This window comes from Azospirillum sp. (assembly GCF_035627195.1).
Classification (GTDB): domain Bacteria; phylum Pseudomonadota; class Alphaproteobacteria; order Azospirillales; family Azospirillaceae; genus Azospirillum.
In genome coordinates, this window is sequence record NZ_DASPMG010000334.1 from 1 (window position 1) to 14,774 (window position 14,774).

General features: G+C 70.8%; 13 protein-coding genes. 9 read left to right on the forward strand and 4 right to left on the reverse strand.

Annotation, left to right across the window (positions count from 1 at the left end):
* Positions 1-225: 225 nt before the first annotated feature.
* The gene (gene adh / locus VED21_RS29755; protein WP_324888951.1) at positions 226-1,746 is read right to left on the reverse strand and encodes an aldehyde dehydrogenase; all 1,521 of its coding nucleotides are present in this window, start codon (positions 1,744-1,746) and stop codon (positions 226-228) included.
* 213 nt (positions 1,747-1,959) lie between these two features.
* Here adh and VED21_RS29760 point away from each other — a divergent pair, with 213 nt between their 5' ends.
* The 3 genes from VED21_RS29760 to VED21_RS29770 all read left to right on the forward strand — a co-directional run bounded on the left by VED21_RS29760 (position 1,960) and on the right by VED21_RS29770 (position 4,523).
* Positions 1,960-2,370 carry a winged helix-turn-helix domain-containing protein gene (locus VED21_RS29760; protein ID WP_324888953.1) on the forward strand — a complete coding sequence of 137 codons (411 nt, stop codon included), beginning with the start codon at positions 1,960-1,962 and terminating at the stop codon, positions 2,368-2,370.
* A 133-nt stretch (positions 2,371-2,503) separates the two neighbouring features.
* Positions 2,504-3,430 carry a thiamine pyrophosphate-dependent dehydrogenase E1 component subunit alpha gene (locus tag VED21_RS29765; RefSeq protein WP_324888971.1) on the forward strand — a complete coding sequence of 309 codons (927 nt, stop codon included), beginning with the start codon at positions 2,504-2,506 and terminating at the stop codon, positions 3,428-3,430.
* On the forward strand, positions 3,423-4,523 hold the full coding sequence (locus tag VED21_RS29770; RefSeq protein ID WP_324888955.1) for an alpha-ketoacid dehydrogenase subunit beta: 1,101 nt from the start codon (positions 3,423-3,425) through the stop codon (positions 4,521-4,523). The genes VED21_RS29765 and VED21_RS29770 overlap by 8 nt, the downstream gene beginning before the upstream one ends.
* A 95-nt stretch (positions 4,524-4,618) precedes the next feature.
* On the opposite strand, the gene VED21_RS29775 is transcribed toward VED21_RS29770, so the two are convergent.
* Positions 4,619-5,371 (reverse strand): transporter substrate-binding domain-containing protein, encoded by a 753-nt coding sequence (locus tag VED21_RS29775; RefSeq protein ID WP_324888973.1) that lies wholly within the window; start codon positions 5,369-5,371, stop codon positions 4,619-4,621.
* Between the two features lie 223 nt (positions 5,372-5,594).
* Complete coding sequence (locus VED21_RS29780; protein WP_324888957.1) at positions 5,595-6,494, reverse strand: LysR family transcriptional regulator; 900 nt, start codon at positions 6,492-6,494, stop codon at positions 5,595-5,597.
* Between the two features lie 91 nt (positions 6,495-6,585).
* Here VED21_RS29780 and VED21_RS29785 point away from each other — a divergent pair, with 91 nt between their 5' ends.
* Genes VED21_RS29785 through VED21_RS29800 form a run of 4 tightly spaced genes read left to right on the forward strand, consistent with a single transcriptional unit; the run spans position 6,586 to position 9,751 of the window.
* The gene (locus tag VED21_RS29785; RefSeq protein ID WP_324888959.1) at positions 6,586-7,440 is read left to right on the forward strand and encodes a hypothetical protein; all 855 of its coding nucleotides are present in this window, start codon (positions 6,586-6,588) and stop codon (positions 7,438-7,440) included.
* A gap of 31 nt (positions 7,441-7,471) precedes the next feature.
* Positions 7,472-8,056, forward strand: coding sequence for a YceI family protein (locus VED21_RS29790; RefSeq protein ID WP_324888961.1), 585 nt, complete (start codon positions 7,472-7,474; stop codon positions 8,054-8,056).
* Between the two features lie 28 nt (positions 8,057-8,084).
* Positions 8,085-8,690 carry a glutathione transferase GstA gene (gene gstA, locus VED21_RS29795; RefSeq protein WP_324888975.1) on the forward strand — a complete coding sequence of 202 codons (606 nt, stop codon included), beginning with the start codon at positions 8,085-8,087 and terminating at the stop codon, positions 8,688-8,690.
* A 59-nt stretch (positions 8,691-8,749) separates the two neighbouring features.
* Positions 8,750-9,751, forward strand: coding sequence for a glutathione S-transferase family protein (locus tag VED21_RS29800; RefSeq protein WP_324888963.1), 1,002 nt, complete (start codon positions 8,750-8,752; stop codon positions 9,749-9,751).
* Between the two features lie 119 nt (positions 9,752-9,870).
* Here the strand turns inward: VED21_RS29800 and VED21_RS29805 are convergent, their stop codons facing one another.
* Positions 9,871-11,787: a methyl-accepting chemotaxis protein gene (locus VED21_RS29805; RefSeq protein ID WP_324888965.1), complete on the reverse strand. Its 1,917-nt coding sequence runs from the start codon at positions 11,785-11,787 to the stop codon at positions 9,871-9,873.
* A gap of 466 nt (positions 11,788-12,253) precedes the next feature.
* On the opposite strand from VED21_RS29805, the gene VED21_RS29810 reads away from it, so the two are divergent.
* Both VED21_RS29810 and VED21_RS29815 read left to right on the forward strand, forming a co-directional pair.
* Positions 12,254-13,486 carry a CynX/NimT family MFS transporter gene (locus VED21_RS29810; protein ID WP_324888967.1) on the forward strand — a complete coding sequence of 411 codons (1,233 nt, stop codon included), beginning with the start codon at positions 12,254-12,256 and terminating at the stop codon, positions 13,484-13,486.
* Positions 13,487-13,590: 104 nt separating this feature from the next.
* The gene (locus tag VED21_RS29815) at positions 13,591-14,433 is read left to right on the forward strand and encodes an IclR family transcriptional regulator (RefSeq protein WP_324888969.1); all 843 of its coding nucleotides are present in this window, start codon (positions 13,591-13,593) and stop codon (positions 14,431-14,433) included.
* Positions 14,434-14,774 lie beyond the last annotated feature (341 nt).

Below are 14,774 nucleotides of genomic sequence, written 5' to 3' on the forward strand. Positions count from 1 at the left end.
CAGCCCGGCCTGGAATGGTGGGAACACAAGGGGGAGGCGACGCTCAGCGCCTTCACCGGCAAGGATTTCTTCGACACCAAGCCGCTGCTGACCGAGTGCCGCCCGCGCCGGTGACGCGGGTGGCGATGCGCACCGCCCGGGCGGGCAGAGCCATTAGGTTGGATCCTCGGGCAGGCCGTTGCCCCACCCTCCCCCGGCGATGCCGGGGGAGGAGCAGGCAACGGCTTAGAAGAAGCCCAGGGCCTGCGGGCTGTAGCTGACCAGCAGGTTCTTGGTCTGCTGGTAGTGGTCGAGCATCATCTTGTGCGTCTCGCGGCCGATGCCCGACTGCTTGTAGCCTCCGAAGGCCGCGTGCGCCGGGTAGAGGTGGTAGCAGTTGGTCCACACGCGGCCGGCCTGGATGGCGCGGCCCATACGGAAGGCGCGGTTGCCGTCGCGGCTCCACACGCCGGCACCCAGGCCGAACGCCGTGTCGTTGGCGATGGCGAGCGCCTCCTCCTCGGTCTTGAAGGTGGTCACGGCGACGACGGGCCCGAAGATCTCCTCCTGGAACACCCGCATCTTGTTATGGCCTTCCAGGATGGTGGGCTGCACGTAGTAGCCGCTCTCCAGCTCGCCGCCCAGGTGGGTGCGGCCGCCGCCGGTGAGGATCTTCGCCCCCTCCTGCCGGCCGATGTCGATGTAGGAAAGGATCTTCTCAAGCTGCTCGGCCGACGCCTGGGCGCCGATCATGGTGGCGGGGTCGAGCGGGTGGCCCTGCTTCACCGCCTGCACGCGGGCGACCGCCTTCTCCATGAACTTCTCGTAGATCGATTCCTGCACCAGCACGCGGCTGGGGCAGGTGCACACCTCGCCCTGGTTGAGGGCGAACATGGCGAAGCCTTCCAGCGCCTTGTCGAAGAAGTCGTCGTTCTCGGCCATCACGTCGGCGAAGAAGATGTTCGGTGACTTGCCGCCCAGCTCCAGCGTGACGGGGATGATGTTCTCCGACGCGTACTGCATGATGAGGCGGCCGGTCGAGGTCTCGCCCGTGAAGGCGACCTTGGCGATGCGCTTGGAGGTGGCCAGCGGCTTGCCCGCCTCGATGCCGAAGCCGTTGACGACGTTCAGCACGCCGTCCGGCAGCAGGTCGCCGATGATGTCCATCAGCACCAGGATGCCCATGGGCGTCTGCTCGGCCGGCTTCAGCACCACGCAGTTGCCGGCCGCCAGCGCCGGGGCCAGCTTCCACGCGGCCATCAGGATGGGGAAGTTCCACGGGATGATCTGGCCCACCACGCCCAGCGGCTCGTGGAAATGGTAGGCGTAGGTGGTGTGGTCGATCTCGGCGATCGAGCCTTCCTGGGCGCGGATGCAGGCGGCGAAGTAGCGGAAGTGGTCGATGGCGAGCGGGATGTCGGCGGCGCGGGTCTCGCGGATCGGCTTGCCGTTGTCCAGCGTCTCGGCCAGCGCCAGGACCTCAAGCCGCTCCTCCATGCGGTCGGCGATGCGGTTGAGCACCAGCGCGCGCTCGGCCGGCGAGGTGCGGCCCCAGGCGTCCTTGGCCTTGTGCGCCGCGTCCAGCGCCAGCTCGACGTCCTCGGCGGTGGAGCGGGCCACCTCGCACAGCGGCTTGCCGGTGATCGGCGTCAGGTTGGTGAAATAGGCGCCCTGCACGGGGGCGACCCACCGCCCGCCGATGAAGTTGTCGTACTTCGGGCGCAGGGCGATGCTCTTGGACAGCTGGTCGAGCGCTTGATGGATCACGGTGCGGCCTCCCACGGCGATATGGCGAAATTGTCCTAACGGTCGCTATGATCGTTCCGTCATAGCGACCCCCATAGAGATGCCCTCCCGGCGGCCCTCCGGTAAATGGTACTTTCGTAGCCGCGCGGGTTGCGCTGATACTTAGGTCCCCGCACGGTCCGCGGGGTTGTCCGCAGCCAGTCGGGTTTTTCCGCAGCCAGCCGGGTTTTCCGCATGACGCACGACGCCGCCTCCCCCACCCCCGCCTCCCCCGGTTCCGCGCTGCGGCTGCGGCTGCTGCTGCCGGAGGGTGCGGTGGGGCCGGGGAAGATCGCGCTCTTGGAGGCGATCCGGCACACCGGCACCATCTCGGGCGCGGCGCGGTCGCTGGACATGTCGTTCCGCCGGGCGTGGCTGCTGATCGACACCATGAACGCCATGTTCCGCGAGCCGGTGGTCAAGGCCACGGTCGGCGGCAAGAGCGGCGGCGGCGCCGAGCTGACCGCCGTCGGGCACGAGCTGGTGGAGCGTTTCCGCGCCATCGAGGCGGCGGCGCGCGACATCGCCGCACCCCACCTTGCCCGGCTGGACGAGTTGGCGGTTCCTTGCGCCGATACCGGGAAGACACAGGACGGCGATACCTGAACCGCGCCTTGTTGTCGCATCCGATACTTCATAGCCTTAAAGTTCGATTCCTATTATTCTCCGCCGCCGAGCGTTGGGGGAATATGTAGGGATGTTCAGGGCTGTGAACGACGAGATCGCACTCTTCCGCGACATGCTTCGAATTCGAATGATCGAGGAGGCGGTTGCTGCGCGCTATAACCAAGGGCATATGCGCTGTCCTGTTCACCTCTCGATCGGGCAGGAAGCGATGGCGGTCGGCGTCTGCGCGGCGCTGCGCCCGGACGATCAGGTGCTCAGCAACCACCGCTGCCACGCCCACTACCTGGCCAAGGGCGGCGACCTGACGGGCATGCTGGCGGAGATGTTCGGGCGCGCGACGGGCTGCTGCGGCGGTCGCGGCGGGTCGATGCACCTGCACGATCAGGCGGCGGGCATGCTGGTCAGCTCGCCCATCGTCGGCGGCGCCATCCCGCTGGCCAACGGTGTCGGCATGGCCATGCGCATGCAGGGGCGCGACAGCGTCGCCGTGGTGTTCTTCGGCGACGGGGCGTGCGAGGAAGGCGTGGTGCACGAAAGCCTGAACTTCGCCTCGCACCGGCAGCTGCCGGTGCTGTTCGTGGTCGAGAACAACTTCTATTCCGTCTGCGCCACCCTGGACGAGCGCCAGCCCGACCGCCCGCTGGAGGATCTGGCCAAGGGACACGCCGTGCCCTCCTTCACCGTGGACGGCAACGACGTCTTCGCCGTGCACGAGGTCGCCAACGAGGCGGTGGCGCGGGCGCGCCGCGGCGAGGGGCCGAGCCTGATCGTCGGCGACACCTATCGCTGGATGGCGCATTCCGGGCCGATCGACGACATCGAACGCGGCTACCGCACGTCGGACGAGGTGGCGGAGTGGCGACGGCGCTGCCCGGTGGAGCGGGCGCGCGCGCACCTCGCCGCGTCGGGCACGCTGAGCGACGCGGCGGAGCGCGACTTCGCCGCCGCCTTCACGGCCGAGATCGACACCGCCTTCGCCACGGCTCTGGCCGCCCCCTTCCCCGCGCGGAGCAGCGCCGGAGAGCACGTCTATGCCTGATACCGCCGTCACGACCGAAACGAAGACCATCTCCCTGGCGGCGGCGCTGCGCGACGCCATGGATCTGTGCATGGCGCGCGACCCGAGCGTGTTCGTCATCGGCCAGGGCGCCACGGCGCCCGGCCGCCTGTTCGGCAGCACCACGGACCTGCTGGAGAAGTACGGCCCCGACCGCGTGCAGGAGATGCCGCTGGCCGAGAACGGCGTGATGGGCGCCCTGGTGGGGGCCGCCATGGCCGGCATGCGGCCGGTCATGGTGTGCATGCGCACCGACTTCCTGCTGCTGACGCTGGACCAGATCGTCAACCACGCCGCCAAGTCCTGCTACCTCACCAGTGGCGAGCGGCCGGTGCCGCTGGTCATCCGCGCCTGCATCGGCCGCGGCTGGGGCCAGGGCCCGACGCACGTGCAGAGCCTGGAGGCCATGTTCGCCATGGTGCCGGGGCTGAAGGTGGTCATGCCCTCCTCCCCCGCGGAAGCCAAGGGGCAGCTGATCGCCGCCATCGAGGACCCGAACCCGGTGGTGTTCCTGGAGCACCGCTGGCTGCACGACGAGACGGGGCCGGTGCCCACGGGCTACTACCGCACGCCGCTGGACGGGCCGCGCGTGGTGCGGCCGGGCCGCGACGTCACCGTCGTCGCCACCTCGCTGATGGTGCTGGAGGCGCAGCGCGCCGCCGCCGCGCTCGCATCCGTGGGGGTGGAGTGCGAAGTGATCGATCTGGCGGTGCTGCGCCCGCTGCGCATCGAGCCGGTGGTCGCGTCGGTGGAGAAGACCGGGCGGCTGGTCACCGTGGACACCGGCTGGCGCACGCTGGGCCTGGGTGCCGAGGTGGTGGCGCGGGTGACGGAGCAGGCGTTCGGCGCGCTGAAGGCCGCCCCCGCCCGCCTGGGAGTGCCCGACCACCCGTCGCCCAGCTCGCTGGCCTTGCTGGAAGGCTACGACCCGACGGCGGCGGCGATCCTGCACGCAGCCGGTGCGCAGGCAGGCCTCAGCCCGGCCGAGCTGGAGCGGGCGCAAGCGGCGCTGACCGCCGCCATCGGGGAGTGGCCGGTGGACGTGCCGGTGGGTGGCTTCCGGGGGGCGTTCTAGGCGCGGAAACGATGTTGGGCCGCGTTGACGCTTGGCACCAACCTACGAGCGCATCGTAGGTTGGGCCAACCGAAGGGCGGCCCAACGTGCCCGCATCAGAACACGTCGAAGGGGAAATACTGGCGGTTCACGCGCTGGTAGGAGCCGTCGACGCGGATGGCGCCGATGGCTTCGTCGATCGCCGCCTTCAGGTCGTCGCGGCCCTTCGGCATCACGACGTGCACCGTGCCGCCCAGCCCGTCCTCGCTGTTGGGCAGGCCGATGGTGGTGAAGTCCTTGCCGGTCTGCGACATCAGGTAGGGCAGTGCCGCCAGCGTCGGCAGCAGCGTGAAGTCCGCCTCCTGCGCGTTCAGCACCTCCCACACGTTCTCCAGGTGGCGGACGACGACCAGCTTCTTCAGCTCGCCCTCCAGGCGCTTCATGTAGGCGAACTGGCGCGAGCCGCCGATGACCACCACCGAGCGGCCCCGCACCGCCTCCACCAGCGGCTTTTCCAGTTCGCGGACCGAGCCGATCAGGCTGGAGCTGGAGCGCCAGTAGGGGGCGGAGAAGGCGAGGATCTGCTCGCGCTCCGGCGTGCGCAGGAAGTTGGCGAGGCCGTAGTCGTAGCGCCCCGACGACACCGCCGCGGGGAGGTCCTGGAACTTCACCTCCTCGAAATTGCAGGACGCCTTCATGGCGCGGCACAGCTCGCGCATGATCTCGACGTTGAAGCCAGTCAGCGTGCCGTCCGATTCGCGGTAGCTGAAGGGCGGCGTCGCCTCCATCACGGCCACGTTCACCACCCGGTCGGCGGCGCGCGCGGCCGGCCAAGGAATCAGTCCCGCCACCGCCGCCAGCAGGACCATCACGGCCGGTAATCGCGGCGCGCACCGGAACAGGGTGGGCGCGATCGTCAACCGGTGGATGAATCCTCGTTGCCGTGGGCGCACGCGACGTCTCCGGACGGGAAAAGTTTCATTTCGAAGGATTAGCGTACAGAAAATTATACTCACTCGAAAGGGGGAAAATTACGCAAAAGGCGACAGTCCGTATCACATTACTGTGCACTGCAACATAGAGTGGCGGGGTTCAGGCGCCGCGGCGGCCCTCCAGCAGGTCGCGCTCGGTGGCGAAGGCGTCGGCCATGAAGTCCATGAAGGCGCGCACGCGGCCCATCTGGCGCAAGTCCTCGTGCGTCAGCAGCCAGATCTTTGTCATCACCTCCTCCACCGGTTCGCTCATGCGCCGAAGCTCCGGCCGGCGGTCGGCGAGGCCGCAGGGCAGCAGGCCCAGCCCCACCCCGGCGCACACCGCCTCCACCTCCACCGCCACGGAGTTGACGCGGTGGCCGATGCGGTCGGCCGGCACCGTGCGTTTCAGCCAGCGGCCGATGCTGGTGTGGTCGAACCCCTCGTCCAGGCCGACCCAGGTGTGCCGCGCCAGGTCGCGCTGCCCGGCCCGGTCCAGGTAGGCTTCCGCGCCGTAGACGGCGAAGGCCAGCCCCGCCACGGCGCGGCCGACGAGGTTCTCCGGCGGCTTGTTGGTGGAGCGGATGGCCACGTCGGCCTCGCGCCGGGTCAGGCTCAGCGACGCCTCGGCGATGGTCAGGTCGACGCGGATCTCCGGATGCACGGCGCGGAAGGCGGCCACGTGGCGCGGCAGGACGTGCAGCGCCAGGATGTCGATGGTGGTGGCGCGCAGCGTGCCGCCGATGCGCGCGTCGCGCCCGGACAGCCGGCGGTTCGCCGCCGCCAGATCCTCCTCCACCCGCAGGGCCACGCGCTGCATCTCCTCGCCCGCCGTGGTCAGCACGTAGCCGCCCGGCTGCTTGTCGAACAGGCGCACGCCCAGCGCCGCCTCCAGCGCCGCGACGCGGCGCAGCACGGTGGTGTGGTTCACCGCCAGCGCGCGCGCCGCCGCCGACAGCGAGCCATGGCGCGCCACGGCCAGGAAGTGGCGGAGGTCGTCCCAGTTGCCCTGTGCATCCATGCAGATGCTTCCTGCAAAATCTCCGAATTCCCGCTGATTGGAGCACATACTACGTTCGCGGGGAAGAGACGCCCGTCACCCCCGGTGCACCATGAACGAGTTGCTGAACGACCCCTTCGTCCAGTCCAGCGCCCTGCCGCTGGCGCTCGGCTTCGCCCTGGTGGGCGTCCTGCGCGTCGCCGGCGGCGCCGCCGTGGGGCGGCGAATCGCCGTGGCCGGCATCGCCGCCGCCTTCCTGGCGGTGTTCGCGCTGGTCATCGGCGTCCCCGCCCTGCCGCCGCCGTCCAGCATGGGCAAGCTGTTCTGGTCCGCCGCCGTCGGCCTTGCGCTGGGCCTCGCGACCGACACCGTGGGCTTGCGCGGGCGCGCCGCCTCGGCGCTGGTCGCCGTGTGGCTGAGCGGTTCGCTCGCCTGGATCGCGGCCCCGGCCATCGCCTCGGCGGCCGACGTTGCGACCGCGCTGATCCTGCTGGCGGTGGGCGCCTGGGTCGCCTTCGGGCGGCTGCCCAGCCGCGCCGAGGGGCCGGCGGCGCCGGCCGCCGTGCTGCTGGCGCTGGCGCTGGCCGTGGGCGGCACGGCGCTGATCGGTTCCTCCGCCTCCATCGCGCAGGCGGCGCTGGCGCTGGCCGCCGCCACGGGCGGGTTCCTCCTGTGGAACTGGCCGGTCGAGCGGCACGCCTGGGGCGTGTCGGGGCAGGCGGCGCTGGGCATCGTGGTGCTGCTGGCCGCCGTGCTGGCCTTCTTCACCCAGGCGCAGGCCGCCCTGCTGCTGATCGCCCTGCCCGCCGTCCTGGCCGACCATCTGCGCCGCCGCCTGCCGCTGCCCGAGACGGGCTTCGGCCGGGCGGCCGGCACCGCGGCGATGACCGTCATCGCCATCCTTCCGGCGCTCGCCGCCATCGGCGCCGCCTACCTCCTCACCGGCGGCGAAGCGTCGCCGTACTGATCCAACCTTCCCTGCCTTTCGGAGTCCCGACATGAAGAAGCTGTTCGCCGCCGCCCTGCTCGCCTCGGCCACCATTGTCGCCATTGGCGCCCCGGCCTTCGCCGCGCCGGTGTCCTACAAGATCGACCCGGCCCACACGGCGGTGGTGTTCATCGTCAACCACCTGGGCTTCGCCAACGCCGTCGGCCGCTTCAACACGGTGTCGGGCGACGTCACCTTCGACAAGGACGCGGTGCAGAACAACGCCGTCAACGTGGTGATCGAGACCGCCAGCGTCGACACCAACCACGCCAAGCGCGACGAGCACCTGCGCTCGCCGGACTTCTTCAACGCCAAGGAGTTCCCGCAGTTGACCTTCAAGAGCACGAAGGTCGAGCGCACGGGCGAGACCAGCGGCAAGCTGCACGGCGACCTGACCCTGCTGGGCGTCACCAAGCCGGTGGTGCTGGACGTGACCTTCAACAAGGAGGGCGTCAGCCCGGCCTCGAAGAAGGAGACGGCGGGCTTCTCGGCGCGCGGCACCATCAAGCGCTCCGACTTCGGCATGAAGTACGGCGTGCCCAACATCGGCGACGAGATCACGCTGCTGATCGAGGCCGAGGCGGTCAAGTCCTGACGCCGACTTAAAGAGAAAGGGCTTGACCATGAAGCTGTACATGAAGCCGGGCGCCTGCTCGCTGGCGCCGCACATCGCGCTGCGCGAGGCGGGGCTGGCCTTCGACCTCGTGAAGGTCGATCTGGCGACGAAGAAGACGGAGGACGGCGGGGACTTCCTGGCCGTCAACCCCAAGGGGCAGGTGCCGACGCTGGCCTTCGACGACGGCGACGTGCTGACCGAGAACGCCGTCATCCTGCAGTACATCGCCGACCAGGCGCCGCAGGCTGGCCTGCTGCCGGAAGGCGGCTCGGCCGCGCGCTACCGCGTCCTGGAGTGGCTGAACTTCATCGCCACGGAACTGCACAAGGGCTTCAGCCCGCTGTTCCGGCCGACCACGCCGGACGCCTACAAGGCGACCGTCAAGGAGACGCTGGCCGCCAAGCTCGCGGTCCTCGACCGCCGGCTGGCCGGCGTGCCGTTCCTGGCCGGTGACCGATTCACGGTGGCGGATGTTTACGCCTTCGTGGTGGTCTGCTGGGCGAAGCCGATGGGCATTGAGCTGAGCCCCTGGCCGAACCTCGCCGCCTACATGGGGCGTCTGGCCGAGCGGCCGGCGTTCCAGGCGGCGCGGGCCGCCGAGGGCCTCGCCTGAACCTGTGGACGGGGGTGCCATCCGGCGCCCCTGGCCGCCGCAACGGAAGTGAGCGTGCCATGCCCGGTCTGGTGAACGGCGAGTGGGTCAAGGGCCCGATCGCGGAGAGCGAAACGAAGAACGGCGCCTTCCACCGCGAGCCGACGCGTTTCCGCACCTGGATCACGCCGGACGGCGCGCCCGACGCCGAAGGCAAGCCGACGCTGCCGGCGGAGGCCGGGCGCTACCGCCTGTTCGTTTCCTATCTCTGCCCGTGGGCGTCGCGCACGCTGATCGTCCGCGTGCTGAAGGGGCTGGAGGACGTGATCGGCGTGTCGGTGGCCGAACCGGTGATCGGCGAGGACGGCTGGGTCTACGCCGAGGAGCAGGACGCCGGCTCCGCCGCCGGCCGCATCCGCCAGCACCACCGGCTCTACACCGCGACCGATCCCACCTACACCGGCAAGGTGTCGGTGCCCGTGCTGTGGGACATGCGCGAGGGGCGCATCGTCAACAACGAGTCGGCCGACATCATCCGCATCCTCAACACCGCCTTCGACGGCGTCACCGGCAACACGCTGGACCTCTATCCCGAGCCGCTGCGCGCGGAGATCGACGCCTGGAACGAGCGGATCTACGCCACCGTCAACAACGGCGTCTACCGCGCCGGATTCGCCCGCTCCCAGGCAGCCTACGACGCGGCGGTCACCACGCTGTTCGAGACGCTGGACGCGCTGGAGGAGCGGCTGGGCGCCAGCCGCTATCTGGCGGGCGAGCACCTGACGGAAGCCGACTGGCGGCTGTTCGTGACGCTGGTGCGCTTCGACCCTGCCTACCACGGCGCCTTCAAGTGCAACGTCCGGCGCATCGCCGACTACCCCAACCTGTCCGACTACCTGCGCGAGCTGTACCAGTGGCCGGGCATCCGGGCGACGGTGAACATCGAGCACATCAAGCGCGGCTACTACGTCAACCCGGCGATCAACCCGACGCTGATCGTGCCCAAGGGCCCGGCCCAGGACCTGGACGCCCCGCACGGCCGCGACCGGCTGCCGGGCAAGGGGATCTGGCGGCGGGCGTGAGCCTCATGACGACGTTCACGACGTTGGGTTTGCGCTGCGCTTAACCCAACCTACGGGGCAGCCGCGCGCCGTAGGTTGGGTTGAGGCGCCAGCCGCAAAACCCAACAGCCACGACGCCATCAGAACTCGTACGCCAGCCGCAGGCCGCCCCAGTGCCGGCCGCGCACGAGGATCGGCACGTCGACCTCCTTCAGCAGCATCTTGCGCCCGCCGCCCATGTCGCGCTCGTACGCCTGGATCAGGTGCGGGCGGCTGTTGCGCGCGGCCGCGAGGCCGGCGCGGTCGTCGAAGATGCGGCGGTTGCGGCAGTTGCCGGCGTTCCACACCGGGTCGCCGGTGCGCTGGGGCTGGGAGAACTTGGCGTTGTGCGTCGGCAGGTAGCCACGCCGGTCGACCGCCGCGCAGAACACGACGCGCGGGTCGAGGCCCAGCACCGGCTCCTGGAAGCGCGGGAACAGCGTGTCGGCGAGGGCGGTGAAGCGCGTGGTGTACTGCTGCGGGTCGGTGCCCGGCACCGGGCGGTAATCGGCGTCGAACAGGTCGTCCATCGTCGCGCGGCCGTCGCGCAGCGCGCCCTCCAGCGCCTGGATGATCCCGGCCGCGGCGTCGCGGGTGGCGGCGATGAACTTGGCGTCGTCGGTCTCCAGCGCCGCCAGCTTCGCCGCCAGCCCGGCGGCCGGCCCGGCCGGCACGTCGGTGAAGCGCAGGTGCACGCCCAACTCGCTCAGCGTCGTCACCTGGCAGGGCAGCGGGCCGATGCCGGGGATCTCCAGCGTGCCCTGCTCGCCGGCCTGGCTGGTGCCCGTGCCCTCGCCCTGCACCAGCGCGCCGTCCTTCGACAGGTCCAGCGTCGTCACCGGCCGCACCCGGCCCGACAGGTCCAGCCGGCCGGCGATGCGCGCCGGGATGCGGTCGGCGGTGCGGCGGTCGCCGGCAGCGCTTTGCCGGAGGCCGATCGCCAGCCGGCGGCCCAGGTCGGCGACGGCGCCGCTGGTGTCCTTGGCCTTCACCGACAGCTCGTGCGACAGCGCCACGGTGGCGCCGGTGCCGGTGGAGATGGCCTCCGCCCGCGCCAGCACCTGCTGGGCGCCGGTCGCGGCCTCCCCGGCGATGCGGCTGATCTCGAAGGTCGCCGCTTCCTGCTGCTCGACCGCGGAGGCGACGGTGGTGGCGACCATGTCGATCTCCTCGATCGCCCGGACCACGTCCTCCATGTTCGACGCCGCACCGGCGACCGCCTCCCGCACGGCGGCGATCTGTTCGCCGATGGTGTTGGTGGCGTCGCGCGTCTGCACCGACAGGCGCTTCACCTCCTCCGCCACCACGGCGAAGCTGCGCCCGGCCTGGCCGGCGCGCGCCGCCTCGATGGTGGCGTTGAGCGCCAGCAGGTTGGTGCGCCCGGCGATCTCGCTGATCAGCTTGGCGACGTCGCCGATCTGCGTGGCGGCGTCGCGCAGGCGGCCGATCGTCTCGGCGCCGGCCGAGGCGGTCTCCACCGCCCGGTGCACCACGTCGCGCGAGCGCTTGGTCTGCCCGGCGATCTCGCGGCTGGCGGCCGACAGCTCCTCTGTGGCGGACGCCACGCCGGTGGCGTTGGCGTTGGCCTGCTCGGCCACGGCGGCGACGGCGACCGCCTGCTGGCGGATGCCCTCCACCGCCTCGTCCACCTGCCCGATGGCGGTCTCCACCGCGTGGTTGTGGTCGGTCACCCGGCGCATGGTGGCGGTCAGGTCCGCCTCGATCATCGAGCAGGTTTCCAGCAGCAGCGCGCGGGCGTCCGCCGCCGCCGGAGCGGCCTCGGCCGGAGGTATATCCGTTCGTTCGGCCACCGGCATCGCGGCGAGCTGTGCGCGCGCCAGCCGGTGCTGCACCAGCAGCAGCAGCCCGGCGCCGAGCGCCCCGGCCGCCGCCAGCGTCCACACCGCGAGCGCCGCCCCCGTGCTTGCCGCCCCGGCGGCGCCGACCCAGCCCAGGGCCACGCAGCCGATGGCCGCCAGCAGGGCGACCACGGCCCACCAGCCGTCGTGCTTCACCACGCTCCCCTCCCCGATCCCGTTCTTTTCGTTGGTGATTCGTGCCGGTGCCGGACACCGGCGGCCCGCCTGCGCGGGCGATGCATCGGAAACTAGTAAAATGTCATAGAACTTTCGAGGGATTCCGGCGGTACCCACATTCGATGAGGGTATATCGGCCATGCAGTCCGCGCAACCGATGATGCGCCGTGATAACCATCACAAGATGCCGCACCCACGGCGTGAGAAAAAGCCGTTCCCCACGACAGGGAACGGCCAGTTTACGGACGCGAAGCGACGGACAATCCTTCGCCCCCGGGGGAACCAGCGGGAGCAGGTTCCGGACCCGTAGGACGCGAACCTGACGGCGCCACCACCGGCAGTCAAGAAAAAAGTCGATATTTTCGAGAATCTCGTTACTGATTGACAAAGGCCTTCACCCGCCCACCCGCGCGCCGCACGGGCGCTCCCCAATGTTGAGTCCGCCGTCATGAGCCCTCCCGCCCCGCCCGTCGCCACCCGCTGGCCGCGCGTGTTGCTTCTGGTCGCCGCCGGGGTGGCGGCGGCGCTGCACATCGGCAAGGTGCCGCCGGCCATGCCGGATCTTCGCGCCGACCTCGGGCTCGATCTGGTCGGCGCCGGCTGGGTGCTGTCGCTGATCGCCACGATCGGCGCCGCCGCCGGCACGGCGATCGGCGCCGGGGCCGACGCCGTGGGGCACCGGCGCGGCGTGCTGCTGGGGATGGCGCTGCTGACCGGCGGCAGCCTGCTGGGCAGCCTGTCCGCCCTTGCGCCCGGCGGTGCTGCGGCGCTGTTCGCCGGGCGCGCGGTGGAGGGGGCCGGGTCCATCCTGGTGGCGGTGTCGGTGCCGGCGCTGATCTGGCGCTCCGCCGCCCCGCGCGACGTGCGATTCGCCTTCGGGCTGTGGGGGGCGTGGCTGCCGCTGGGCGTGTCGGCCATGATGGCGGCCTCGCCGTTCCTGCTCGCCCGCTTCGACTGGCCGGCGGTGTGGTGGGCGGCGTCGGCGGTGTCGGCGCTGGTCGGCGTCGCGCTGGCGGTGGAAACGCGGGGCATGCCGGCGGGTGCGCGTACCGGTTGGCCGGGAGCCTCGGTGGTCCTGGCGGTCGGACGCAGCCCGGCGGCGTGGACGCTGGCCGGCAGCTTCTTCCTGTACAGCCTGTGCTTCATGACCGTGCTGGGCTTCCTGCCGACCTTCCTGACGGAGGAGCGCGGGCTGGCCGCCGACGCGTCGTCCTGGCTGGTCGGGGTGGCGGTGCTGTTCAACGCGATCGGCAACGTGCTGGCCGGCTGGCTGGCGATGCGCGGCCTGCGGCGCTGGGCGCTGGTCGGCATCGCCTTCGCCGCCATGGCGGCGTGCGCGGCCGGCATCTTCTCCACGGCACTGCCGGTGGCGGCCGGCTACGCGCTGTGCCTGCTCTACTCCGTACTCGGCGGGTTGCTGCCGGCCACGGTGATGGGTGCCGCGCCGGCCTTCGCGCCGCGCCCGCAGCTGGTGTCCAGCACCAGCGGCATGGTCATGCAGGGCTCCTACCTGGGGCAGTTGGCCGGGGCGCCGCTGGTGGGGCTGCTGGCCTCGCGCCTCGGCTGGGGGGCGGTGCCGCTGTTCGTCGCGGCGTCCTGCCTGACCGGCTGCGCGCTGGCGCTGGCGTTGCGCGCGCAGGAGCGGCGCGTGGAGCGGCGGTCGCATCCGGCGCAGGCATGACCCACCCGTTCGTATAGGAAGCCACGCCTTTTCGCTGGATTCCTGCGAATCGGATGGTATGTACAGGCTGGAGCCGCACCGCCTGCCCTTTGGAGTTTCCTGCCGTGAAGAAACGGGTCAACCACACCGCCGCCGACATCCAGGCGCTGGACGGCGACGGCCCCTTCCCGGGGGACCGGCAGTTCGTGGTGGCGCTCTACCGCGGGCTGGAGATCCTGCGCTGCTTCCGCCCCTCCGACGGGCCGCTGGGCAACCAGGAGCTGGCGCAGCGCTCCGGCCTGCCCAAGGCGACCGTGTCGCGCCTGACCTACACGCTCTCCAAGCTCGGCTACCTCGTCTACCTGGAAGACAGCGGCAAGTACCGCATCGGCGTGCCGGTGCTGGGCCTGGGCTACGCCTGCCTTGGCGGCATGAAGATCCGCGACACCGCCCAGCCCTACATGGACGAGCTGGCGGAATACGCCGGCAACGGCGTGGTGGTGGCGCTGGGCGGGCGCGACGACCTCAGCATGATCTACATCGCCTGCGCGCGCTCCAGCGGCGTGGTGTCGTTGCAGCTCAACGTCGGCTCGCGCATCTCGCTGGCGCGCTCGGGCATGGGCCGCGCCTATCTGGCCGGCACCGACGAGGCGGAGCGCGCCGTCCTGATGCGCCAGATCCGCGCCCGCGCCGGCGAGGAGCGCTGGCCGCGCCTGGAGGACGAGATCCTGCGCGCGGTGGAGGAGGTGCGCACGCGCGGCTTCTGCACCAACATCGGCGAGTGGCATTCCGAGGTGAACTCCATCGCCGTGCCCTTCCGCCCGCCGCAGAGCGAGATGCCCGTGCTCGCCTTCAACTGCGGCGGCCCGGCCTACCTGCTGAACCGCGAGCGGCTGGAGCAGGACCTCGGCCCCCGTCTGGTCGAGATGACCAAGAAGATCCAGGCCTTCGGCTCCACCTACGCCTGACGTTGTCCCGCACCGCCGATGCCGACGCCCGCGCCACGCGCGGGCGAACGGGCCGGCGCGCCTACATTTTCCCTTTGAAGAACCGCAGGTTGGCGGCTAGCGGCAGGCGCGGCCCTGCTGGGCCGCGCCTGCCGCTAGCCGCGCCCAACAGCCACGCTTATTCCGCATTACGAAAATCAGTTTCGCGGAACTTGATTCCACATGTGGGTCTGCTACAGTGCGCCCCGGTCGCCCGCCGGCCGGTGCGCGCCCTCCCTCCGCGTGAGGGCGGCGCGCGGGGAACAAGGCGGGTCCTCTGGGGAGAAAGGCACGCAGTCCGCATGAGCACCCTCGTCAGCTAC

Coding starts and splice junctions, on each gene's coding strand:
- VED21_RS29760 (WP_324888953.1), top strand. CDS start 1,960: ATGACGCACGACGCCGCCTCCCCCACCCCCGCCTCCCCCGGTTCCGCG.
- VED21_RS29765 (WP_324888971.1), top strand. CDS start 2,504: ATGCTTCGAATTCGAATGATCGAGGAGGCGGTTGCTGCGCGCTATAAC.
- VED21_RS29770 (WP_324888955.1), top strand. CDS start 3,423: ATGCCTGATACCGCCGTCACGACCGAAACGAAGACCATCTCCCTGGCG.
- VED21_RS29775 (WP_324888973.1), bottom strand. CDS start 5,371: ATGGTCCTGCTGGCGGCGGTGGCGGGACTGATTCCTTGGCCGGCCGCG.
- VED21_RS29780 (WP_324888957.1), bottom strand. CDS start 6,494: ATGGATGCACAGGGCAACTGGGACGACCTCCGCCACTTCCTGGCCGTG.
- VED21_RS29785 (WP_324888959.1), top strand. CDS start 6,586: ATGAACGAGTTGCTGAACGACCCCTTCGTCCAGTCCAGCGCCCTGCCG.
- VED21_RS29790 (WP_324888961.1), top strand. CDS start 7,472: ATGAAGAAGCTGTTCGCCGCCGCCCTGCTCGCCTCGGCCACCATTGTC.
- gstA (WP_324888975.1), top strand. CDS start 8,085: ATGAAGCTGTACATGAAGCCGGGCGCCTGCTCGCTGGCGCCGCACATC.
- VED21_RS29800 (WP_324888963.1), top strand. CDS start 8,750: ATGCCCGGTCTGGTGAACGGCGAGTGGGTCAAGGGCCCGATCGCGGAG.
- VED21_RS29810 (WP_324888967.1), top strand. CDS start 12,254: ATGAGCCCTCCCGCCCCGCCCGTCGCCACCCGCTGGCCGCGCGTGTTG.